Source organism: Tundrisphaera macrotermitis, assembly GCF_051175315.1.
In the GTDB taxonomy this organism is placed as follows: Bacteria; Planctomycetota; Planctomycetia; order Isosphaerales; family Isosphaeraceae; genus Tundrisphaera.
Genome location: NZ_CP195100.1, coordinates 1412302 through 1435532, shown reverse-complemented (window position 1 = coordinate 1435532; position 23231 = coordinate 1412302). Strand labels below are relative to the sequence as shown.

At 70.3% G+C, this 23231-nt stretch carries 19 protein-coding genes; 10 read left to right on the top strand and 9 right to left on the bottom strand.

The genetic code is table 11. The features are described 5' to 3' along the window. Positions 1-228 precede the first annotated feature (228 nt). Both TA3x_RS06155 and TA3x_RS06150 read left to right on the top strand, forming a co-directional pair. Positions 229-1950, top strand: a complete 1722-nt coding sequence (locus TA3x_RS06155; protein ID WP_435019320.1) for an ArnT family glycosyltransferase — start codon at positions 229-231, stop codon at positions 1948-1950. 205 nt (positions 1951-2155) lie between these two features. Then, positions 2156-2710, top strand: a complete 555-nt coding sequence (locus tag TA3x_RS06150; protein WP_435019318.1) for a YcxB family protein — start codon at positions 2156-2158, stop codon at positions 2708-2710. Positions 2711-2804: 94 nt separating this feature from the next. Here the strand turns inward: TA3x_RS06150 and TA3x_RS06145 are convergent, their stop codons facing one another. The 3 genes from TA3x_RS06145 to TA3x_RS06135 all read right to left on the bottom strand — a co-directional run bounded on the left by TA3x_RS06145 (position 2805) and on the right by TA3x_RS06135 (position 6572). Next, a complete protein-coding gene (locus TA3x_RS06145) occupies positions 2805-3422 on the bottom strand; it encodes a hypothetical protein (protein ID WP_435019316.1) in 618 nt (205 codons plus the stop codon). Then, positions 3423-3752 carry a PadR family transcriptional regulator gene (locus TA3x_RS06140; protein WP_435019314.1) on the bottom strand — a complete coding sequence of 110 codons (330 nt, stop codon included), beginning with the start codon at positions 3750-3752 and terminating at the stop codon, positions 3423-3425. A gap of 309 nt (positions 3753-4061) precedes the next feature. After that, entirely contained in the window at positions 4062-6572 is a 2511-nt protein-coding gene (locus TA3x_RS06135) for a diguanylate cyclase (protein WP_435019312.1), read from the bottom strand. 403 nt (positions 6573-6975) lie between these two features. Between TA3x_RS06135 and TA3x_RS06130 the strand changes: the two genes are divergently transcribed. From TA3x_RS06130 to TA3x_RS06120, 3 genes are all read left to right on the top strand, one after another. Continuing rightward, positions 6976-7356 (top strand): DUF2784 domain-containing protein, encoded by a 381-nt coding sequence (locus TA3x_RS06130; protein WP_435019310.1) that lies wholly within the window; start codon positions 6976-6978, stop codon positions 7354-7356. A 65-nt stretch (positions 7357-7421) separates the two neighbouring features. Then, a complete protein-coding gene (locus TA3x_RS06125; protein WP_435019308.1) occupies positions 7422-8429 on the top strand; it encodes a CPBP family glutamic-type intramembrane protease in 1008 nt (335 codons plus the stop codon). A 215-nt stretch (positions 8430-8644) separates the two neighbouring features. Beyond that, on the top strand, positions 8645-9994 hold the full coding sequence (locus TA3x_RS06120) for a Gfo/Idh/MocA family protein (RefSeq protein ID WP_435019306.1): 1350 nt from the start codon (positions 8645-8647) through the stop codon (positions 9992-9994). A gap of 3 nt (positions 9995-9997) precedes the next feature. On the opposite strand, the gene TA3x_RS06115 is transcribed toward TA3x_RS06120, so the two are convergent. The 3 genes from TA3x_RS06115 to nuoL form a co-directional block, all read right to left on the bottom strand. Beyond that, positions 9998-10498 (bottom strand): hypothetical protein, encoded by a 501-nt coding sequence (locus TA3x_RS06115; RefSeq protein ID WP_435019304.1) that lies wholly within the window; start codon positions 10496-10498, stop codon positions 9998-10000. Positions 10499-10647: 149 nt separating this feature from the next. Continuing rightward, positions 10648-12333 (bottom strand): complex I subunit 4 family protein, encoded by a 1686-nt coding sequence (locus TA3x_RS06110; protein WP_435019302.1) that lies wholly within the window; start codon positions 12331-12333, stop codon positions 10648-10650. Positions 12334-12352: 19 nt separating this feature from the next. Beyond that, positions 12353-14554 carry an NADH-quinone oxidoreductase subunit L gene (nuoL, locus tag TA3x_RS06105; RefSeq protein ID WP_435019300.1) on the bottom strand — a complete coding sequence of 734 codons (2202 nt, stop codon included), beginning with the start codon at positions 14552-14554 and terminating at the stop codon, positions 12353-12355. Between the two features lie 218 nt (positions 14555-14772). On the opposite strand from nuoL, the gene TA3x_RS06100 reads away from it, so the two are divergent. From TA3x_RS06100 to groL, 5 genes are all read left to right on the top strand, one after another. Continuing rightward, positions 14773-16230, top strand: a complete 1458-nt coding sequence (locus TA3x_RS06100) for a hypothetical protein (RefSeq protein WP_435019298.1) — start codon at positions 14773-14775, stop codon at positions 16228-16230. A gap of 146 nt (positions 16231-16376) precedes the next feature. After that, positions 16377-16586 (top strand): hypothetical protein, encoded by a 210-nt coding sequence (locus TA3x_RS06095; protein WP_435019297.1) that lies wholly within the window; start codon positions 16377-16379, stop codon positions 16584-16586. A 60-nt stretch (positions 16587-16646) separates the two neighbouring features. Then, positions 16647-17645 carry a membrane dipeptidase gene (locus TA3x_RS06090; RefSeq protein WP_435019295.1) on the top strand — a complete coding sequence of 333 codons (999 nt, stop codon included), beginning with the start codon at positions 16647-16649 and terminating at the stop codon, positions 17643-17645. A 244-nt stretch (positions 17646-17889) separates the two neighbouring features. Further along, positions 17890-18180, top strand: a complete 291-nt coding sequence (gene groES / locus TA3x_RS06085; RefSeq protein ID WP_435019293.1) for a co-chaperone GroES — start codon at positions 17890-17892, stop codon at positions 18178-18180. Between the two features lie 75 nt (positions 18181-18255). Beyond that, a complete protein-coding gene (groL, locus tag TA3x_RS06080; RefSeq protein WP_435019291.1) occupies positions 18256-19881 on the top strand; it encodes a chaperonin GroEL in 1626 nt (541 codons plus the stop codon). 96 nt (positions 19882-19977) lie between these two features. Here groL and TA3x_RS06075 read toward each other — a convergent pair whose 3' ends face one another. The 3 genes from TA3x_RS06075 to TA3x_RS06065 form a co-directional block, all read right to left on the bottom strand. After that, entirely contained in the window at positions 19978-21441 is a 1464-nt protein-coding gene (locus TA3x_RS06075) for a sulfatase family protein (protein ID WP_435019289.1), read from the bottom strand. 153 nt (positions 21442-21594) lie between these two features. Further along, complete coding sequence (locus tag TA3x_RS06070; RefSeq protein WP_435019287.1) at positions 21595-22077, bottom strand: fasciclin domain-containing protein; 483 nt, start codon at positions 22075-22077, stop codon at positions 21595-21597. A gap of 142 nt (positions 22078-22219) precedes the next feature. After that, complete coding sequence (locus TA3x_RS06065) at positions 22220-23086, bottom strand: DMT family transporter (protein WP_435019285.1); 867 nt, start codon at positions 23084-23086, stop codon at positions 22220-22222. Positions 23087-23231: the final 145 nt, after the last annotated feature.

Here is a 23231-nt window from a genome sequence, read left to right as displayed (position 1 = left end):
AACCTTCGGGTCCGAGGGCGCTCCGGGGGGGCGAAGCCCTCCCCATCCGGTCCCGATAGCGACCGCGAAGGGACGACCGACGCCGTCCCGGGCCGGTGACGGCCACGTCCGACGTCTCGTCGGCATCCGATCGGGGAGTCGTCGAGCATCCTCGTGGTCGACGGCGTGCGACGCCCGATGCGGTCGCCCCGCGACATCGCCGACGCCGGGGCGGGGGGAATCGATCGGATGAGCCAGGAACCCGGGGCCGGAACGAGCCGCTTTGTCGCACGCTTCGAGATCCCGATCGTCGCCGTGCTCGTGGTCGCCTACGTCGGAATCCTGTGGGCGGCGCGTGGCGAGCCCGGGATGACGTGGGACGAGCCCTACTTCTTCGAACGGTCCCGGGCCGTCTCCGTCTGGCTCGCGAAGCTGGCCGACCCGGCGGGCGGATGGCGCCGCGCCTTCGGGCCGGCCGAGCTGGCGAAGGGATGGCCCTTCTGCCGCGAGGTGCCCGACCAGCACCCTCCGGTCCCCTCCCTGTTGGGGATGGCGACCGAGTCTGTGTTCGGGCCCTGGCTCGGTCCCCTGCGGGGCTACCGGCTGGCGACGGTCGGGCTGTTCGCCGCGGCCGCCGGGGTGATGTTCCGGTTCGTCCGGCTCCGATGGGGGCCGGCCCTGGCGTCGGCCGCGGTCGTGGCGCTCGTCTCCGACCCCCGCCCGTTCATCGATGCGCAGCTGATCACGGCCGACTCGGACACGGGCGTTTTCTGGTTCCTGGCCGCCCTGGCGCACCTCCGGGCGTGCGAGACCGGCCGGGGCCCGTGGTGGTTCGGAGTCGCGGCGGGCCTGGCCGTGATGTGCAAGGCGACCGGCGTGCTCCTGATCCCGGCCGCGCTGGCCTGGGCGGCACTCTACCGGCCGCGCGGGGCCTGGAGGCCGCTGGCCTGGGCCGGGGTGACGATGCCGGCGACGATGCTGATGGTCAACCCGGCGTGGTGGCCCGACCCCGTCGGCGGCATGGCCCGCTGGGTCCGGGCCTTCCTGTCCTATCCCCAGAAAGTCCCGGTGTTCTACCTGGGGCGGGTCTACGACTCGGTCCATACGTTCCTCCCCTGGCACAACTCCGCGGTCCTGATCGCGACGATGGTCCCACTCGGCCTGCTGGCCCTAACGGCCGTCGGCCTGATCGCGACCCTCCGCCGACCGAAGCTCGCCGGGGAGGATGGGTCGGGGAGGCTGTCCGACCGGGTCGTCGGCGGGTGGGCGGCGATCCACTTCCTGGCGTACCCGCTCTTGCGGATGCTCCCGTTCCTGCCCGCCCACGATGGCCTCCGCCAACTCGTCCCGGCGTTCTACTTCCTCCCGATCCTGGCCGCGATCGGTGCGGGCGTGCTCGCCGCGTCGATGCGGCGGGCCTGGATCGGCCGCATCGTGGCCGCGGCCTGCCTGGCGACGGCGGCCGCCGAGACCGTGCGGGTCCACCCCTTCGAGATGAGCTACTACAACGCCGCCATCGGCGGGCCCAGGGGGGCCGATGCGGCGGGCATGGAGACGACCTACTTCTGGGACTCGGCCACGGCGGAAGTCCTCGGATGGATGAACGACCACATCGAACGGGGGGCCACGGTCCTCATCTATCCCCCGCCGAATGTCCGCACGTTCGGCTGGGAACAGGCCTGGGGGAGGCTCCGCCCCGACCTCAGGATGATCACCCTGGAAGGGGCCGACGCTGCCGAGAACCTCGCCCAGATGTTCGGCCCGGATCCGCACTACCTGATCTTTCAGAACCGCCAGGGCCTGTACATGCCGGAGGAAGGGAAGGCCCCGAACCTCCTGGCTCGCCTGGCCCGGGCGCCGGCGGCCTATGAACTGGCCCCGGCCCGCGTCGACGGCGTCCGACTCCTGGCCATCTTCGATCGGAAATCGTTCCAGGCCGCGACGCTGGCCCCGAAGGTCCGGGCACAGTGAAGGTCCATGCCGAGATCGCCGACGAGGAACGGGTCCGGGGGCCGGGGGATCTTCGATCCGCGTCGTGCATCCGCCGGGACCCGGCCGATCCGGGGTGGGGCGGTCGAATCGATGTCCGATCGCGATGAGAGTGTGGCCCGGGCCGGGCGGCGGTGGCGGAACCGCCCCGGGTGCCGCGGGCGAGATTGACGGCGAGGACTTGCGGATGCTCCAGGCCGATTACACGACGACCGTGGACGACTACATCGCCTACGGCCTCCACTGCATCGACAGGTCGGCCGTCGCCCGTCGGCATTACCTCATCGGCTGGCTTCTCCTCCCGATCGCCTGCCTGGTCGGCTCGCTGGCGGCGGCGGCGAACGGCCCGGGGGAATGGGCCGTCATCCTGGCGGTCTCGGGCGTCGCCTATGCCGCGATCTACCCCGCCGTCCATCGGGCCAACATCCGGAAGACCCTCCGTTCTTACGCCGAGGGCCAGGGCACCCGGGGCACGATCGGGCCGATCCGATTGATCCTCGACGACGAGGGGCTGACCGAGATCACCGAGACGACCCGGACCGTGGCCCGGTGGGAGACCATGAGCCATGTCGAGGAGGTCGGCGACCACACGTTCATCATGGTCACCGGCCTGTCGGCGGCGATCGTCCCCCGCCGTGGCTTCGCGGATGAAGAGAGCTACAACCGCGTCCGGGATTTCGCGATGGCCCGCATCGGGAAGGACTCCGGCCGCCGGGGCGGTCCCGGCGAGGGGGGCCGATAAAGTCGGGGCCCGGCATGGCTTCGTTTTGACGCACTCCCCCCCTCGATGTGCCCCAGAGGGTTCTCCGGCATCTCCGAGCCCGCGGACGACCCGCTCAGAAAAAGAAGAGCCAGGGGATCGTCAGCAGCAGGATCGACGCCAGGGCGGCCACCAGCCCGGTGACGAACCCGATGATCGACGCCTGCGAACTCAGCCGGGCCGTCGCCGCGATCACGAAACCGATCGTCCCGGTGATCATCCCGATCGCCGAGAGGCCCAGCGAGAAGACGAAGGCCAGTTCCGAGTCCGCGACGAACGCGACGCCCAGGAGCAATCCTGACAGGAGCATGAGGCCGAGCGCGACGAGGCCGAGCACCGCGCCCACCCTGCCCAACCTGGCGTTCTGATCGCTGCGAGTCGGAATCGGATGCCCCAAGGCCGGGCGGCCGGGGCGGATGGCGACCTGGGCGTTGACGTCCTCCCCGTCCTCCGGCAGGTACGCCTCGGGCGGGTCGATCCGGGACAGGACGGCCAGGATATCGTCCCGGGTCGGTTCGTCTCGGGCTTGCTCGGCCAGCAGGTCGTGGATCTGCGATTCGACCTCGCGGCCGATCGCGATCCGATCGGCCCGGCCGACGCGGCCCAGCAGCATCCGGTCCAGGGTGTCCAGCCGGGCGTCGATGATGGCCCGGACGTTGGCATTCAGGGCGGTGGGGGGATCGGCGATGCTCATTCAGGGGTCTCCTTCCAGCATGAGGGTGATCGATCGGGCCATCGCGGACCAGCCGGAGGCCATCCGGGCGAGCCGGTCCCGCCCGTCGTCCGTGAGGCGGTAGTAGCGCCTGGGTGGCCCGTTTGGCGATGCGGCCGAGCGGACCGCCAGCGCCCCGTCGCGGGCCAATCGGGTCAGGGCCGGATAGACCGTGCTCTCGGTCATCTCCAGCCCCCCGTATCGCCGGAGGTTCTCGACGATCTCGTAGCCATAGGTCTCCCCGCGACCCACCTGCGCCAGGATGGCCAGATCCACCACGCCCTTGCGCATTTGCGCATGCCAGGAGTCCATCGATCAACCTCCGATTGCTGCTACCCTGCGACGCATAGTACCGGGGTGGTTCCCGCTGTCAAGCTTCAATATGAGAAAAGGTTGGGCAGGGTCGTCGGCCGTTCGCCGGCCCGGGGCGTTGCCCCGGTGCGGGTGGGATGGACCTGGATTCGGCGGGGTGGGGCAAGGATCTCGGGGATCCGGATCCCTGATCGATCGTGATCGACCCTCCTCGCCGGCCGAGTCGCGGTCGCCGCCGTTGCTCGTCCTCGAGGGGGCTCGCGCGGCGCCTGGGAGGCCCGATCCACGGAAGCCGGCCGGGCTCGACCTTCAGATGATGGTGAGCAGGGCATCGACGACCGCCGGATCGAGGTGGCTGCCCGCCAGCGAGCCGATGTGTTCCCTGACCCGTTCCGGGGCCCAGGCCTCGCGGTAGGGCCTGTCGTGGCTCAGAGCGTCGTAGACGTCCGCCGCCGCGAAGATCCGGGCCGACAGCGGGATCTCCTCCCCCCGCAGGCCGTCCGGGTATCCGGCCCCGTCCCATCGCTCGTGATGGCTGCACGGGATCTCCAGGGCCGGGCCGAGGAATTCGATCGGTTCGAGCATCCGCCGGGCCAGTTCGGGGTGTCGGCGCATCACGCGCCACTCCGAGTCGTCGAGCGGCCCCGGCTTCGTGAGGATCGAGTCGGGCACCCCGATCTTGCCGATGTCGTGCAGGAGCGACCCGCGCCAGAGGTGGAGCAGATCGGCCTCGCCGAATCCCATGATGCGGGCCATCCGGGTCGACAGCTCGGCGACGCGGCGGCTGTGACCCTCGGTCTCGTGGTCGCGCAGCTCGAGGAGCCCGACCCAGCCCTCGATCGTCGCGTTGCTGAACTTCTCGATCTCCGAGGCCTGCTCGCGCAACTGGTCCTTCATCTCGCGCCAGGCGCGGCCCATCGCCTGCTGGCCGCGGGTCTCCCGGACCAGGGTCGATGCGACGGCGATCAGCTCCTCGGGGTCGGACGACTTGACCATCGCGGCCGAGGCCCCGAAGGCCAGGGCGCGGGCCCGGTCCGCCCCGCCGATCAGGCTGCTGGAGAGGATCATGACCGGGATCGCGGCGGTGGCCGGGTCCGACTTGAGCCGGCGGCAGAAGTCCAGGCCATTGCCGTCCGGGAGGCTGATGTCCATCAGGATCAGGTCGGGGACGGTCAGGGCGGCGGCCATGCCAGCCGCCCCGGTCGCCGCCTCGACGGTGATGAAGCCGGCGCGGGCGAGCTGCCGGCCCAGCGCCTTGCGGTAGGCGGGGTCGTCGTCGAGGTGCAGCACCAGGGGGGCCGGCTCCCCGCCCGCGCCGCGATCGTCGGCCCCGCCCCGTTCCCTGGGGACGGCGGGGATCGCGTCCCGGAAGACATCGCGACAGACGCGATTCCGGCCGGTTCGCTTGGCGACGTAGAGCGCCCGGTCGGCGCGGTCGAGCAGGGACGAGACGCTGGGGGTGGGGGTATCCTCGGTCGCGACCCCGAGGCTGGCCGTCACCGGACGCAGCGGCCAGGGGTGGGCCTCGATCGCCCTCCTCAGGCGCTCGGCGAAATCGCTCGCCTCCGAGGCGTCCGCCCCGGGCAGCAGGATGGCGAACTCCTCGCCCCCATATCGGGCGACCAGGTCTCCGGCCCGGGCCTCGCTCCTCAGGATCGTCCCGAGCGTGCGCAAGACCTCGTCGCCGGCCGGGTGGCCGTGGGCGTCGTTGTAGCTCTTGAACTTGTCGACGTCGATCATGATCGCCGAGAGGGGCTCCCCGGATCGGGCCGCCCGCTCCTCGACGGCCCGGGACTCCTCGTGCAGGTGCCGCGCGTTGTAGAGGCAGGTGAGCGAGTCGGTCCGGGCCTGGGCCCGGAGGGCCCGCTCCGCCTCGATCCGCCCGAGGTTCGAGGCGAACAGGGTGACGACGCTGAGCAGGAAGCGCGCCTCGTCGGCGCCGAATGGACGCCCCGTGGCCCGGACCATGAGCACGTAGGATTGCGGGCGGGTCGTGTAGGCGAACAGGACCCGGTGCGGCCCGTCCCGGCCGATCACGTCCACGACAAGGCCGCCGGCCATGTCGTGCTCGCACACCCTCAGCGCGGCCTCGAAGCGGTCGGCCTCCTCGGTGCCCTCGCCGGTGACCCGGGCGGCCTGGGGGACGGCGAGGCAGGCCAGCGATTGGAGGGTGGCCGGGATGGTGGCCCCGACCAGCCCGCCATCCCAACCGATGCAGGCGCGGAGCCGCAACTCCGACCGATCCGGGACGGCCTGGAGGATGGCGCAATGCTCCACCCCCAGCCCCCGCGCCACCCGCGATACGATCTCGCCGGCCAGGGTGTCCAGGTCCTTGATCGTCAGGACCTTCCGACTCATCTCGACCAGGACTTCGAGCAGCCTGGCCCGCTCCCCCGCCGCCACCTCGGCCGCCTTGCGGACCTTGATCTCCCGCTCCAGCGAGGGGATCCCCCGGAACTTCAGCGCGCGGGGGCAGCTCAGGAGCAGGACCAGGGCGGTCGTCGCCGAGATCAACCCCGTGGCGAACTTGACCACGCCGATGAGTCGGTAGACCGGCGAATAGAAGACCACGATCTCCAGCAGATGCGTGACGCCGCAGGAGAAGATGAAGGCGCCGAATAGCCAGAAGATCGGGCGGAACGGCAGGTCCAGGCGGCGCCTCATCAGGTGGATGATGATCGCGGGGATCGCGAAATAGGAGGCTGTAGTCAGTGCGTCGGAGGCATTATGTAGGAAGATGAGCCCCGGCGACCAGGTGCCGCAGGATCGCCGGGGCATGAACCCGGACGGGCTGAACAGTTGCGAGCAGAAATCGAGCACCGGATTATCTCCGCGGGGCCAAACATGGATTACGCTCCTCCATTCCATCGCTCCTCGGCGGGATCCCGAGGTCGAGTCCCGGCGAATCGCACACCAGTCGGCAGGCCCCGCCGATGCCCGATCCTTGCGATCGGGCCGGGCCGGGCCGGCCCCCGTTCAATGCTTATAGTGATCAGTTGATTATTCGTCCGTTCGGCGTCACAATAAGAATGCGGGCGACCGCTCACATAGTTCGGCCCGCGGCGGAACGAAGTGGTTTCCGGCCCGGGAGATGAGGATTGTCGGGCCGCTCCCCGCCGGGTTCGGGCCTGCCGGGCACCGGCGGAAAATCCAGGCGCCGGCCGAGGGCTCCGGGCCGGAGTTCCGGCGATGGCCGGGCCTGCCGAGATGGGAGGTTCGGCCCTTGCTCGTCCTGCTCGACCGGGCGTTCTTCGCCTTCCACGCCCTGCTGATCGCCTTCAACATGACCGGCTGGGCCTGGAGGCGGACCCGCGTGGCCCACCTGGCCGTGCTGGGGCTGACCGCGTTCTCGTGGTTCGTGATGGGGGCGTATCACGGCTGGGGCTACTGCCTGTGCACCGACTGGCACTTCCAGGTCCGCCGCTCCCTGGGCTACCCCGTCCCCGAGTCCTCGTTCATCCAACTCCTCGCCGGGTCCGTCGGGATACCGCTCGGCCGAGCGACGGCCGGCAACCTGGCGGTCGGCGTGTTCGCCGCGATCTTGGTCGCCACGGCACTCGCATGGACGATCGATCGGCGGTCCGGCTCGGCCCCTGGCCGTTGATCCCCGGCAGGGGTAGGATCTTCGGCTTCCTCCGATTCCCCCCCCCGCACCGGACGGTCATATTCATGTCCATCGCCGAAACCGTCGAAACGGTCGATCCCCCGGGGCTCCGCGAGCACCGCTGGCGATGGCGCGACCTCCTCATCGGCCTGGCTCCGGTGATCATCGCCAGGGTCGTGGGGCGTCTCTACGCCGGTGCCTTCCACCATTCCTTCCCGGCCTGGTCGTGGATCCCGCTCGCACTGATCCAGCATGCCTGGCTCGCCGGCTGGCCGCTCCTGGTCGCGCGGCCACGTCTGCGTTTTACCCGGCCCCGGAGGATCCTGGTCGAGGCCGGTTACGCCCTGCTCGCCGTGCCCGTCCTGATGGCAGCAGTGTACGGCGTCGCGGTCATCGCCTGGCTGATCACACGGACGCAGGAGGAGGACAACTTCTTCGAGCCCATTGCTGGGGCCGGTGATCGCTACCACTCCGTTGCCCTTGTCCTCCTTGCGGTCGTGGTCGCCCCCGTCGCGGAGGAACTCTTCTTCCGGGGCATGTTATTCAACGCCTTGCGGCAGAGGATGCCCATCGGCCTCGCCGCGATCCTTTCCGCCGCGATCTTCGGGCTCTTGCATCCGTTCGGTCTCGCGCAGAGGCTGAGCATCGTGGTGGGCGGGCTTTTCCTCGCCCTGCTGTACGGGTGGAGGAAGACGCTGGTCGCCCCGATCCTCCTGCATGGCCTGGTCAACGCGCTGGGCATGGCGAGCCTCTTCTACACGATCTCCGTCGCGGCCAACGGCCCGGTGCTGGGCGTCTACGGGGAGGCCCATGAGAAGGGTTGCATCGTGAAGGAGGTCATCCCGGGGAGTGCCGCCGAGGAGGCGGGCCTCAGGCCCGGGGACATCATCACGCACGCGGGCGAATATGCGGTCCGGAACCGGGTGGACCTGACCCGGATCGTCGGGTGGAAACGGGCCGGGGACCGGCTCCCGGTCTGGTACGACCGCGGGGACGAGCCCCACTATGTCGAGGCGGTGTTGAAGGCTCGTCCGATGCCCCCCATCGCACCCACCCCGCCCGAGCCGAAGTAGCCGGATCGTCGCGACGCGGGAGGCATGGGGGTTTGACGATGGGTGGGGCGCCCGTTACCCTGGCACGCGTCGAGGCGCGAGCGGGCCGGCCTGGTCGACCGGCCGCTCGGAGGGGGCCGAGTCGGGTGCAATGCCCGCCCCGTCCGCCGATTCGCCGGGCTATCTCGCCGTGCTCGCCAGGGGCCGCGATGGATTCCTTCGAAGGGAGCGGGTCGATGCAGCGTCGCGAGTTCCTCCAGGCGAGTGCGGCCGGGCTGGCCATCCCCGGGGCGGTGGACCGGATCGCCGGCGCAACCTCCCGCGAGGCCAAGCGGGTCGGCCTGATCGGCTGCGGTTGGTATGGCAAGGCGGACCTGTTCCGACTGATCCAGGTCGCCCCGGTCGAGGTCGTCTCGCTCTGCGACGTCGATTCGCAGATGCTCGAAGGGGCGGCGGCGATGGTCGCCGAGCGCCAGGCGTCGAAGAAGGCTCCGCGCACCTATCGCGACTATCGCGCGATGCTGGCGGAGAAGGACCTGGACATCGTCCTGATCGCCACGCCCGACCACTGGCACGCCCTGCCGATGATCGCCGCCGTTGAGGCCGGGGCCGACGTCTACGTCCAGAAGCCGATCAGCATCGACGTGGCCGAGGGCCAGGCCATGGTCGCCGCCGCCCGCAAGCACGGCCGCGTCGTGCAGGTGGGCACCCAGCGGCGGAGCACGCCCCACCTGATCGAGGCGCGGGACCGGGTGGTCCGCGAGGGCTTGCTGGGCAAGGCAGGCCTGGTCGAGATCTATTGCTACTACCACATGCGGAACAAGGGGAACCCGCCCGACTCGGCCCCGCCCGCCCACCTCGACTACGAGATGTGGACCGGCCCGGCGCCGATGCGTCCCTACAATTCGATGGTCCACCCCCGGAGCTGGCGGGCCTTCACCGAGTACAGCAACGGCATCGTCGGCGACATGTGCGTGCACATGCTCGACATGGTCCGGTGGATGCTCGGCCTGGGCTGGCCGAAGCGGATCTCGTCGGCCGGCGGCATCCTGGTCGAGGGGGGCACCAAGGCCAACATCCCCGACACCCAGACGGCCACGTTCGACTTCGACGGCCTGCCGGTCGTCTGGCAGCATCGGAGCTGGGGGCCCGCACCCGACCCCAAATACCCCTGGGGGGCCACGATCTACGGCGAGAAGGGGACGCTCAAGGCGAGCGTGCAGGGCTACGACTTCACCCCGAACGGGCCGGGGAAGCCGATGCACGCCGAGGTCGCCTACGAACTCGACCAGTACCCCGAGGACCGGACCGAGAAGGACCTGGAGAAGCACGTCGCCCCCGCGATCCGGGGGCACATGCGCGACCTGCTCGCCAACATCGAGTCCCGAGGCCGCCCGGTGGCCGACATCGAGCAGGGCCACATCTCGACGGCGAGCTGCATCCTGGCGAACCTGGCGCTCGGGCTCGGCCGGACCCTGGAATGGGACCCGGTGGCCCACCGCGTCATCGGCGACGACGAGGCCAATCGCCGCCTCATCCGCCCCTATCGGGCCCCGTGGCAACACCCCGGGGCGAATCCGGCCTGAACCTTACTTCTTGGGCCGCGTCGCGCCGGTCGTCCTCTCGGCGACCGTCGCGGCGGGCGTCTTCGGCATGGCGCTGAGCATGCATTCGAAGACCTGGGGGCCCTTCGCCGGCTCGGTCGCCTCGAACTGGAAGGTCCGGCGCATCGTCTTGTCGGGCTGGCGCGGCTCCTTGAGCGTGATCACCAGGGAGCAGGTGCGGTCGGCGCTGAAGGTCTCGATTTCGATGGGATCCATCGGGACCGGGCCATTGACCCGGACCGGGAGGGTGATCGGCTGGAAGCGGCAGCCGGCGTTGCCGGGCTTGATGACCACCTCGCCCGGGTAGAGAAGCCCGCTGAACCTGAGGTTGAGCGAGACCTTACGCTTGATCGAACCGGGCTCGTGGGCAGGCCGGGCCGAGGCGGGCTCGATACCGGTCTTCGCCTGGGCGGTTTCGTCGGCCCCGGCCGGGATCCCGGCCAGCGCGGCGAGCGTCAAAGCGGCCATCCATGACCGTCTTTGCATGCTGTCCCTCTCTTTCGGGCCGATTCGGGTCGAATCCGGGCACGCCCGCTCCTTGGGGTGCCCAGCGTCCGCGAGATCGCGGGATCTCCCGGACGCGGCGGCAAATTACTCAGACCCGCCGATTGACGCAAGGCCAATCAGACCATCGCTCACCGGAGGGGGCGAGGGGTCGGCTCGGCCGCCTCCCGGGCCACGGCGGTCGGGGCCGGCACCGGATGGGACTTCGCCGAGACGATGTCCCGGGCCACGCGGTCGACCGACGGCCCGGCCCAACTCAGCAAGGCGCCGGGGATGACGCCCAGCCAGATCGTCAGGACAACCAGCGGCACGGCGATGATCAGCTCGACCGGCCGGAGATCGGCGATCGGCCCCCCTTCCCCTTCTCGACGGCCGAGGAAGACGCGCTGGATGGTCCAGAGGATGTACCCCGCCGTGAGGACCACGGCCGCCGCCGCCAGGGCCCCGAGCAAGGGCGAGAACCGGAACGCGGCCAGGATCACGAAGACCTCGGCCACGAACCCGCACAGGCCCGGCAGGCCCATCGAGCCGAAGAAGATCACGGCCGAGACCGCCGCGCCGATCGGCATCGGCCCGACCAGCCCGCCGCCGATCGCGCGCAGGTCCCGCGTGTGGGTCCTTTCGTAGATCACGCCGACCAGGAAGAACATGGCCGTCGAGGTGATCCCGTGGGCGACCATCATGAACAGGGCACCATTGAGCCCATAGGCGTAGTAGCGGGGGTCGCCCGCCAGGTTCATCGCGGCCATGCCGAGCGTGACGTAGCCCATGTGGCTGACCGAGCTGTAGGCGACCAATTTTTTGAAGTCATCCTGGGCCATCGCCGCGAGCGCCCCGTAGAGGATGCTCGCCGTCCCCAGGACCGCGACGACCCAGGCCCAGTCGTGGGCGCCGGCCGGGGCCAGGGGCCAGGCCAGGCGGAGGAAGCCGTAGCCGCCCACCTTGAGCAGCACCCCCGCCAGGATCATGCTGATCGGCGTCGGTGCCTGGACGTGGGCGTCGGGCAGCCAGGTGTGGAACGGGATCGACGGCAGCTTGACGCTGAACCCGAGGAACAGGAGCAGGAAGATCCACCCCTGGATCCACCGGCCGTAGTACGCGGTCTCCGACGCCGCCCGGGCCAGCCGGACCATGTCGAAGGTGTGGGCGTCGAACGGCTTGCCGCCCACGGTCACGCCCGTGGCATCCCCGGACCAGAAGTAGAGGGCCAGGAACCCGACCAGGATGAAGACCGAGCCGAACAGGGTGTAGAGCAGGAACTTCATCGCCGCGTACTCGCGCCGGTCGCCGCCCCAGATGGCGATCAGGAAGTACATCGGCAAAAGCATCAGCTCGAAGAAGACGTAGAACAGCACCAGGTCGAGCGCCAGGAAGACGCCCATCATGCTCGAAAGGAGCAGCAGGTAGAGGCCGAAGTAGGCCTTGATCTTCCGGTCGATGTTCCACGAGGCCAGGCAGGCCAGCACCCCGACGAACGCCGAGAGCAGGACCAGCGCCAGGTTGATCCCATCCAGGCCCAGGTAATACTGGATGTCGAAGTAGGGGATCCAGGTGTGCCGAACCACCAGCGCGGCCTGGTAAGCCTCCCCCTTGGCATCAAGGATCGCGCCGAAGGCCCGTTCGGCCAGCGGCTTCGACCCGAACCCGCCGGCCGTGTAGCGGGCGAACGCGGCCAGGGACAGGAGCAGGGTGAGGACGGTGGTCCCGAGCGCGAACCGCCTGATCGCGTCCGGCCTCCGGTCGGGGATCAGCAGGACCCCGGCGGCCCCCCCCAGCGGGACGATCCAGAGGAGGCTCAGCAGCAGGTCGTCGCTCAACACCGTCGCACCCCGTCTTTCAGGCCAGGATCCACACGAACAGGGCCGCCGACAGCCCGACCACGGCCGCGGCCAGCACCATCAGATACCCGCGCAATTGCCCGCCCTGGAGCCTCCGGGCCCACTCCCCGGCCCCGATGGTGCCCCGGGCGACCGCGTCCACGGCGCGGTCGACCACCTGCCGGTCGAACCAGCCGTCGAACCGGCTCAGCTCCACCACCAGTTGCGCCGACCCGTCCACGATCCGGTCGAGCACGGCGCGGTCGAACCAGCTCGTCAGCCGCGCCAGCAGGAGCGTCGGCGTGACCACCGCCACGCGGTAGAGCGCGTCGAAGTACCAGCCGTTGGCGACGAAGCGATGGACCGGCCCGAACCGCTCGGCCAGCCGCCTCGCGTCGAGCCGCCGCCACGCATCCCACGGCCCGTAGAACAGGGCGCCCACGCCGAGGCCCGCGGCGGCGATCAGGATCGACGCCCCCAGCGCCCACCACTTCGCCGACCCGACGTCCAGGGCCCGGATCGGCTCGCCGTAGCGGAGCATCTGCTCCAGGATCGGCTCGAATCCGAAGAACGGGAGGATCGTGATCGGCCAGCCGATCACGACCGTCGGGATCGCCAGTGCGATCAACGGCCAGGCCATCAGCGGCCCGGGGTCGTGGGCGTGGTCGGCCGCCGCGCTCCGGGGCTCCCCGGCGAACAGGAGGAACCACATCCGGACCATGTAGAACGCCGTCATCGCCGCGCCGACGACCGGCAGGGCGAACAGGAGCCAGTGGGCCGGGTATCGCTGGACGAAGTGGAGGCTGGTCGCCAGGATCGCGTCCTTGGAGGCGAACCCGCTGAACAGGGGCACGCCGGAGATCGCCAGCGTCGCGGCCAGCATGGTCAGGCCGGTGATCCGCATCCGGCGGTACAGGCCGCCGAGTTCGGCCATCGTGTAGGTGTGGACCGCGTGGTAGACGCTGCCCGCCCCCAGGAACAGCAACGCCTTGAAGCAGGCGTGCGTCAGCAGGTGGAACAGCCCGGCCGCCCGCCCGCCGACGCCCAGCCCGAGCATCATGAAGCCGAGCTGGCTGACCGTCGAGTACGCGAGCACCTTCTTGAAGTCCGACTGGACCATCGCCACCGACGCCGCGACGAACAGGGTGATCCCGCCCGTGTAGGCGATGACCAGCAGCACCTCGGGCGTGAACAGCGGGAAGAACCGGCCGACCAGGTAGACGCCCGCCGCCACCATCGTCGCCGCGTGGATCAGGGCCGAGACCGGGGTCGGCCCCGCCATCGCGTCGGGCAGCCAGACGTGGAGCGGGAACTGGGCCGACTTGCCCACGCACCCCGCGAAGATCCCCAGCCCGGCCACGACCAGCAGCGAGTACGGGATCTGGCGAGGCTGCCCGAACATCGTCCGGGGCTGGGCCGGATCGCCCATCGTGACGACCGTCGTCCCCTCGGCCGTGGCGACGTGCAGGCCGCCCTCGGCATCCCGCAGCGAGCCGTTGATCTCGGCGATGTCGAACGTCCCCAGGTGGGCCCAGAGCAGGCCCATGCCGATGAGCATGCCCACGTCGCCGATCCGGTTGACGATGAAGGCCTTATTAGCCGCGTCGACGTTCTTCCGGTCCTCGCGCCAGAATCCGATCAGGAGGTACGAGCAGAGCCCGACCAGTTCCCAGCACATGAAGACGAGGAAGATGTTGCTCGCCGCCACCAAACCGAGCATGGCCGCGCAGAAGAACGAGAGGTAGGCGAAGAACCGCCCGAAGCGCGGGTCTTCGCTCATGTAGGCGAGCGAGTAGATGTGGACCAGGGTCGCAACGAACGTGATCATCACGAACATCAGGGCGGCCAGGTTGTCGATCGCGATGGCCAGCGGGATCGTCAGCGGTGCGATGGTGATCATGCCATCCCCGCCGCCGCCGAGGGCCACCCAATCGAAGCCGGCCGTCCAGGTGAGCGGGGCGTGCCCCTTGGTCGGGTTGGGCTCGCCGAACTGGTCGTGGGCGGCGGTCGCGGCGCCGGCCTGGTGCTCGGAGAAGATCCCCTCGGCCGAGCCGAGGTAGATGACGAGGCCGAGGAGGCTGAGCGCGAAGGAAGTCGCGATGGCCCCGGTGGCGACCAGCGCCCCGCGGCGGCCCAGCCACCGTCCCGCCGCGAGTTGGACGAGCCCCGCTCCCAGCGGAATCACCGCGGCGGCGACATAGATCCCAGCCTGCCAGCTCATCGCAAATCCTTGGTGCCACCGCCCATCAGGACGACCCGGCGCCGGGCGCGGTCGCCCCGGGCCCGCGCGTGATGCGGGCCGGGAAGGCATGAACTATGGCACAGTCGTCGCCCGCCTCGCAAGACCTCGCCAGCGGAACCCCTGGACGTCCGCCACGCGGGTGGGCTAGATTCGGCCTCCCACCACGCCCCGCCACGCGTCGAGTCGAAGGGGACCGCATGAGGTTCTGGATCGTGTCGCTCGCCCTGATGTTCTGGCTCGCCGCGCGGCCGACCTCGGGCGACGAGCCCAACCCCCCGCCCTCCCTCTCGATCCGCCTGTCCCACCCGGATCGGGAACTCGGTCGGCTGATCGACCTGTTCCGGGGGTCGAAGGTCGGCGACCCGGCCGAGGCGATGGCCGCCTGGAAAAGGGCCAGCCCGGATCCCAAACGCCTCGGCAAGCCGCTCGAAGCGGTGCTCGCGGCGCTCAACCCGCGCATGGCCGGCGAACTCCGCTCGCTCGAAGATGCCCGCTGGGTCGTCCGATCGTGGGGTGATGGCGGCCGTCCTCACTGGTTCGCGACGCTGCCGCATGACGACGGCTCGTTCGCGGCCCTGGCCTCGGCATTCGTGCTGACCGACGGCGCGTCGGAGGATCCCCATGACGGCGTCCCCGTCGACCGGCTCGGCCCGCCGGGTTCCGCCCTGATGGCCCGGGGCCCGGGCCACCTGGTCATAGCCGGGACCCGGGACGACCTGATCGCGGGGTTGAAGGATCCCGGCCCGGCCGGCGGAGACGGCGGGCTGGCCCTGCTCGCCGAGGTCCACCCCGAGACGATGCCCCTCGATGCCATCCCCGCCCTGACGCTCCCGCTCCGCCTGCTCCGGGCGGCGGGTCCCCGGGCCGTCCGCGTGCGATCCGGGCTGGAGGGGGCCACGCTCCGCGCAGTCGTCGAGTGCGAGCCCGGTGCGGGCCCGGTTCCCGGCCCGGCGGCCATCGACCCGGCCTGGCTCGACCCGGTGCCCCGGGATCGGGTGGTGGCGGCGGGCGCGGTCGCCCTGTCCCCCGATCGCTGGGAGGCGCTGTTCGGCCTGGCCGATCGCTTCGAGAAGCAGGACCCGGCCCGCGCCGACCTCGCCCCCGCCCGCCTCCGGCTCGGCCTGCTGGCCCGGGCCGTCGGGGTCCGGGTGGATGCGGACCTCGTCCCGCACCTGCGCGGGGTCTCCGGCTGGGTCGGCGACACGCCGGGCCGGGGCCCGTCGCCCGATCGGGGGATGGTCGCCGCCCACTTCGACGACGAAACGGTTGCCGCCCGCGTCCTCGCTGCGATCCGCCCCGACGGCCGGATCCAGGTCGCCCGGCGCGGGCCGTCGATCCTGATCGCCTGGGGAGAGGGCCTGGCCTCCAGCCTGGAGGCGCTCGAACGGCCGGATCGGTCGGCCGGGCCGATCCTCCGGGCGGGCTGGCAGGGGGACCCTCCGGCCCGGGTCGGTGCCCTGTGGCCGGGCGGGCTGGCCCCGCTCCTCCCCGCCGATCCCCCGCTCGGGCCCGCCCTGGAGGCGTCGCCGCCGGTCGTGTGGTTGGGGAGAGATTCCGGCTCCGGATCGAGCGACGAGATCCGCTGGGATGGGCTGGATGGGACGCTCCGGAGATTCCTCGACCGGATCCCGCTCGACCCGCCCCCGGATCGGTGACGGCCGAGGGAGATGATTTCATCGGTCGGTCCCAATCCTGGCGCCCGCTTTGCGAAGTCTCTCCGGGGTCAGGATTGTCGGCATCGGCGTCGCCCATGTCCGGGCGGCGTCGCCGGCGTGGTAGAGTCTTTCGAGGGGTCACCGCGATGAAGTTCGAGATCCGCAAGTCGTTCGTGATGTTGGCCGGCCTGGTCCTGGGCTCGGTGGTGACCCTGGCCGGCTGCGAGCAGAAGGGCCCCGCCGAGCGGGCGGGCGAGAATATCGACCAGGCGGGCAAGAACCTCAAGGACGCCGTCGATCCTCGCGGCCCGGCCGAGAAGATCGGCGACAAGATCGACAACGCCACGGGCCACTAACTTTTCGTTTCCCGGCCCGGGTTCCCCGCTCTGGGGGCCCGGGCGTCTCCGCGAGCGACCATGCCTCTCATCGACCTCCACGTGGATTGGACCCTCCAGTACGCCGGCGAGTCCACGACCTTCGACGCCGACCTCTACCCGGGCGTCGCCTCGCGGGTCGGCCAGGCGGTCGGCTACCTCCAGACCACGCGGGCCGCGATCGTTTCGTGCTACCGCCGGGCCGACGACTGGGCCCGCCAGCCCGACCCCTGGGCGGCCCTGGCCTCGCTGATCGCCCGGATCGAGGCGGAATTCTCGGGCCGGCTGCTGATCGGGCCCGAGGACTGGGCCCGATGGGATGACGATCGGGACGGCCTGACCTGGGGCATGATCGGGGTCGAGGGGTTCGACGCCCTGGTCCGGTCCCCGGACGACCTGGCCCACCTGCCCCGCCTGTTCGACCGCGGGGTCCGGCTGTTCCAGCCGACCTACAACGAGACGGGCCTGCTGGCCGGCTCGGCCGCCCCGGGCGATGACCGGGGGCTGCTCCCCCTCGGCGTCCGGTTCCTGGAGGCCCTGCTGGAGGTCGCCCCGTCGGGCTCGGGGCCGCGGCCGATCGTCGACCTGGCGCACCTCAACCCGACGAGCATGGCCGACGTGCTCGGCTGGTTCGAGTCCGACGCGGCGAGGTCGGACCGCCTGATCCTGGCGTACAGCCACGGCGCCCTCGCCCGCGAAGGGTACGAGGCCCCCCGGGCCCTCACCCGCGACAACCTGGTGCGGCTCCGGGCGTTGGGAGGCACGATCGGCCTGGGCGTCAGCCCGCCCTTCTATTCGGACCCCGACCAGATCCGGGCCGACGTCGAGGCGATCGCGGCGGTGCCGTTCGCCGGCCGAACCGGGGCCGAGGGGATCGCCATCGGGACCGACTTCCTGGGCGTCGACCGCACCCTGCCCGGCCTGGGCACCGCGCCCGAGGTCGTCGAGTGGGCCGGGTCCCGGTTCGATCCCGCCACCGCCACCGCCCTGCTCCAGGGCTCGGCCCGCGCCCTGCTCGCCCGGTCCGCCGGGGTGGCCTGAGCCGGCCCGGTCCGCCACCTGCCGGATTGGCAGGAGGCCCCGGGCCCGGACCGCGTTCGGCAGCATGCCGCCGCCGAGGAGGGACGCGGCAGGTTTCTTAGGTTGATGCAGGTAAACGACTTGGGTTGCGTGCTGGGGCGGGGCACGCATCTTGCATCATTGGGCGGTCGTGACGGCGAGGGCTCGCCGAGACGATCCGGGGGATCCCCCCGGTGTCATGGCCATCCGTAGGCAAGAGGTTGCGATGAATCTGAAGCCGCTGGGCGACCGCGTGGTGGTGGAACGGGAAGAAGCCAAGTCGACGACGGCGGGCGGGATCGTGCTGCCGGACACGGCCAAGGACAAGCCGCAGAAGGGCAAGGTCCTGGCCGTCGGCGAAGGTCGGATCACCAAGGACGGCAAGAAGCGCGAGCTGCAGGTCAAGGTCGGCGAGAGCGTCCTGTTCAACTCCTACGCCGGCGATGAATTCAAGATCGACGGCGACAAGAAGGTCCTCCTGATGCGCGAGGACGACATCCTCGCGGTCATCGACTGACCGGGCGACCCCGGCTCGACCCAGTTGAACGAGTGATCCGACCACCCCACGAACCCACGGGAAAGAGACCCATCCATGGCCGCCAAGCAGATTGCGTTCGATCAGGAAGCCCGCCAGGCGATGCAGCGAGGCGTGGCCAAGCTGGCCCGCGCCGTCAAGGTCACGCTCGGCCCGCGCGGGCGTAACGTGATCATCCAGAAGTCGTTCGGCTCGCCCACGGTCACCAAGGACGGCGTCTCCGTCGCCAAGGAGATCGAGCTCGAAGACAAGTACGAGAACATGGGCGCCCAGATGGTGAAGGAGGTCGCCAGCAAGACCTCCGACGTCGCGGGTGACGGCACCACCACCGCGACCGTGATGGCCGAGGCCATCTACAACGAAGGCCTCCGCGCCGTCGTCGCGGGCGTGAACCCGAACATGATGAAGCGCGGCATGGACAAGGCCGTCGCCGACATCGTCGAGCAGCTCAAGTCGATGAGCACCAAGATCGTCGACAAGAAGGAGACCGAGCAGGTCGCCACGGTCGCCTCCAACTTCGACAGCGAAGTCGGCAAGATGATCGCCGAGGCCACCGAGAAGGTCGGCAAGGACGGCGTGATCACGGTCGAAGAGGGCAAGGCCCTGAAGACCGAGGTCGAGTGGGTCGAGGGGATGCAGTTCGACCGCGGCTACCTCTCCCCCTACTTCGTCACCAACCCCACGGCCATGCAGGCCGTCCTGGAAGACGCCTACGTCCTGATCTACGAGAAGAAGATCTCGTCGGTCAAGGACATGGTGCCCGTCCTGGAGAAGGTCGCCCAGACCGGCAAGCCCCTCCTGATCATCGCCGAGGACGTCGACGGCGAGGCCCTGGCCACGCTGGTCATCAACAAGCTCCGCGGCACCTTCCGCTGTGCGGCCGTCAAGGCCCCCGGCTACGGCGACCGCCGCAAGGCCATGCTCGAAGACATCGCCGTGCTGACCGGCGGCAAGCCGATCTTCGAGGCGCTGGGCATCGACCTGGAGAACGTCGGGCTCGCCGACCTCGGCCAGGCCAAGAAGATCGAGATCGACAAGGATAACACGACGATCATCGAGGGCGCCGGCAAGACCGACGACATCAAGGGTCGGATCGAGGCGATCCGCCGCGAGATCGCCGACACCAAGAGCGACTACGACCGCGAGAAGCTCGAAGAGCGCCTGGCGAAGCTCGCCGGCGGCGTGGCCAAGATCAACGTCGGGGCCGCCACCGAGAGCGAGATGAAGGAGAAGAAGGCCCGCGTCGAGGACGCCCTCCACGCCACCCGCGCGGCGCTGGAAGAGGGGATCCTCCCCGGCGGCGGCGTCGCCCTGCTCCGCGCCTCCACCCATGTCAAGCCGACCGGCCTGACCGCCGACGAGACCACCGGCTACAACATCATCGTCCGCGCCTGCTCGGCCCCGATCCACCAGATCGCCCAGAACGCCGGCCAGGACGGCGGCGTGGTCGTCTCCAAGGTGTCCGAGCAGACCGGCACCTTCGGCTATGACGCCCTGAAGGACGAGTACACCGACCTGGTCAAGGCCGGCATCATCGACCCGACCAAGGTCACCCGCTCGGCCCTCCAGAACGCCGCGAGCGTGAGCACCCTGCTGCTGACCTCCGACGCCCTGATCGCCGACCTGCCCGAGGACGGCAAGCCCTCCGGCGGCGGCCACGGCGGCTACGACGACATGTATTGAGCCGAAGCGGCCTCGCCGGCCGCGTCGGATCGCATCGCAGGGCAGGCGGGAGGGTGAATCCTCCCGCCTGCTTCGCTTTCGAAGCCCGGCCCATCCTCAGGGGTTGGGTTCATCGGCATAGGCCGGGATCTTGAACCCTTCGGCCGCCTTGAGCCGGGCCAGCTCGGCCTCAAGCTCGTCGCGGAGCGCCCTGCGGGCCGGGTCTGCGGCGAGGTTGGACATTTCGTGCGGGTCGGCGCGGAGGTCGAAGACCTCGGTCCAATCCTCGTGGCCGGGGTAGGTGATGAGCTTGGCGGAGTCGGTGCGGACGGCGACGACCGTCGGGGCGGCGAAGTTGGCCTCCTTGAAGTATTCGTAGAGCCAGGCCTTCCGCCAGTCGGCCGGCCGCCCTTCCAGCAAGGGACGCCAGCTCCTCCCCTGCATCTCCGCCGGGACGGGCACGCCCGCGAGGTCGAGCAGCGTGGGCGCCAGGTCGATGTTCAGGGCCATCGCGTCGATCGTCTTCCCCCGGGCGCCGAGCTTCGGGTAGCGGACCAGGAGCGGGATGCGCAGGCTCTCGTCGTAGGCGGTCCGCTTGTCGCCGAGGCCGTGCTCGCCCAGGTAATAGCCGTTGTCGCTGGCGAAGATCACGACGGTGTTGTCGGCGATCCCGAGCCGGTCGAGCGCGTCGAGCAGACGCCCCAGGTTGTCGTCGGCCGCCGAGATGCAGCGGAAGTAGTTCAGGTTGACCCCCGCCCGCTGCGCCTCCTGCGAGTTGTTGGCGGCGTTCCTGGCCTTCTTGGTCGCCGACTTCTTGGCGGCGGCCTTCGGCGGATCGGCGATCGCGGCCCGGTAGATGGCCGGTGCGTCCCGGTTCGCCGGCGGCCGGGCGACCGCGCCGGCGAAGCGATCCCTGGCCCGATCCGGCGGGTCGAACGGCCCGTGGCAGGCTTTGAACCCGACCACCAGCGCGAACGGGGCGTCGCGCCTGGTTTCCATGAACCGGATCGCATGGTCGGTCGAGCGATCGTCGACCCAGCCCTCGGAGGGGGTGGCCACGCCGTCGATCTCGAACGGGCAGTCGACGTACCGGCCCTGGCCGACGAAGCTGGCCGAGAAGTCGAATCCCGGCCGCTTCCCGCGTTGCAGGCCCATGTGCCACTTGCCCACGTAGCCCGTGGCGTAGCCGGCGTCCCTGAGCAGGCTCGCGAAGGTCACGCTCTCGACGGGGAACGGGGTGTGGTTGTTGGCCACCCCGTTGAGGTGGCTGTAGCGGCCGGTGAGGAAGTTGGCCCGGCTCGGGGCGCAGAGCGAGTTGACCACGAAGGCGTTGCGGAACCGGGCCCCCTCGGCGGCCAGCCGGTCCATGGCGGGCGTCCGGAACCAGGGGAACCGGGCCTGGTCCCCTTGCTCGCGCTGGACCGCGCCCATCGCGTCCCATCGCTGGTCATCGGTGAAGACGAACAGGATGTTGGGCCTCTCCGCCGCGGGTGCCCGGCCCTCGCCCATGAGCGACGCGAGCGCGACGGCGAGGGGTGGCAACCAGCCGAACCGGCCGGGGGAGCATCTCGGGGGACGCATGGCGGCAACCTCGTGGGGGATCCGGGGACCAGGGCGGGCGACATCGGCCCCTCATGGTACCCGCCGATCCCGGGTGCCGCATGGACGAAACGCGACGAAGCCCGCCGGGCCGGGGCCGGGCGGGCTTCGAGGTGGTGTGCGGGCCGTCCGGGCTTACTTGGACGGCGGCAGCAGCACGGTGTCGATCACGTGGATCACGCCGTTGGAGCAGGCGATGTCGGTCTTCACGACCTTGGCCTTGCCGATCATCACGTTGTCGCCCTTGACGGTGATGGGGACCGTGGACTTCTGCACGGTCTTGACTTCCTTGCCGTCGAGCTTGACCACGTCGGCGGCCATCACCTTGGAGGGGATGACGTGGTAGGTGAGGACGGCGACCAGCTTGTCCTTGTTCTCGGGCTTGAGCAGGCTCTCGACCGTGCCCTCGGGGAGCTTATCGAAGGCCTCGTCGGTCGGGGCGAGCACCGTGAACGGTCCGTCGCCCTTGAGCGTCTCGACGAGGTCGGCGGCCTTAACGGCGGCGACCAGCGTCTTGAACTTGCCCGCGGCCACGGCGGTGTCCACGATGTCCTTGTCGGCGGCGAAGGCGGGCGTGGCCAGGGCGCAGGCGAACACGAGGCCAAGGAACTTGGACATGGGTGTCGACTCTCAAGGTGTGCGTGGTGGGATGAAAGAGTGGTCCGGCGACGCATGAAACCCGGCCGCCGTCCCCTCGCTGGGGCGTTGTAGGCGGGGCGGACAGAAGGTCCAGGGTCGATTTGTCAAAATACCGGGCGGGTCAGCGGCGCCGCCTCGGCAGCGAACCGACGGCCACCCCGAGGATCAGGAACACCCCCCCGATCATCGTCGAGTCGGCCGGACGCTCGCCGTGCTGGAGGTAGACCCAGAGCGGGTTCAGGATCGGCTCGACCAGCCCGATCAATCCGGCCTCGGCGGCCGAGACGTGCCGCAGGCCCCGGGCGAAGAGGATGTAAGGGATCGCCATCTGGACCACGCCGAACAGGACAAGGGTCGGCCACTGCCCCCCGGAAGGGATCGGCAGGGAGCCCGTCGTCGCCACGATCCACAGGCCCAGGAACGCCGCCCCCCCGAGGTTGTTGAAGGCGCTGAGCCAGGCCGGGTCGAGGTCGCGGAAGCAGCGAATCGCGACGAGGACCGCCGCGAAGGCCACCCCGCTGGCCAGCCCCAGCGCGATGCCCACCCCTTCCCCGGGGCGGCCGTCGCGGCCCCGGGCCACGATCAGGGCGATGCCCACCAGCGCCACGGCGACCCCGGCCATCGACAGCCGGTCCGGCCGTTCGCGCAGGGCCAGGTAGCCGATCGGGATCACCCAGAAGATCGCCGACGACTGGAGGAAGATCGCGTTGGCCGCCGTGGTCGCCTTCATCGCGGCCAGGTAGAGCCCGGTCATCACGGCGAAGACCAGCGCCATCAGCAGCATCCGGGGCCGGAACGCCCGGTCCCGGGCCGGGACGAACGGCAGCAGGGCGAGCCCCCCGAACAGGCCGCGATAGAAGGCGATCGGCGCCCCGTCCATCGCCAGGCCCTTGGTCAGGACGCCGCTGAGGCTCCACATCACCGCCGCCGCCAGCACGCAGAGCCGCCCCCGCGTGGCCGCATCGATCCCGCCCGACTGCCGATCCACGATCCGCCCCCTCTCGCGCCCGGTCCCACCCATCGACGCGATCGTATCGCAGATCGACGCCGGGGCGATAGGCGATCCCGATGGTTGCATGCGGGGGACGCCGGGCGTACACTCGTCGTTGGGCGGCCGATCGGCGTGAGAGACG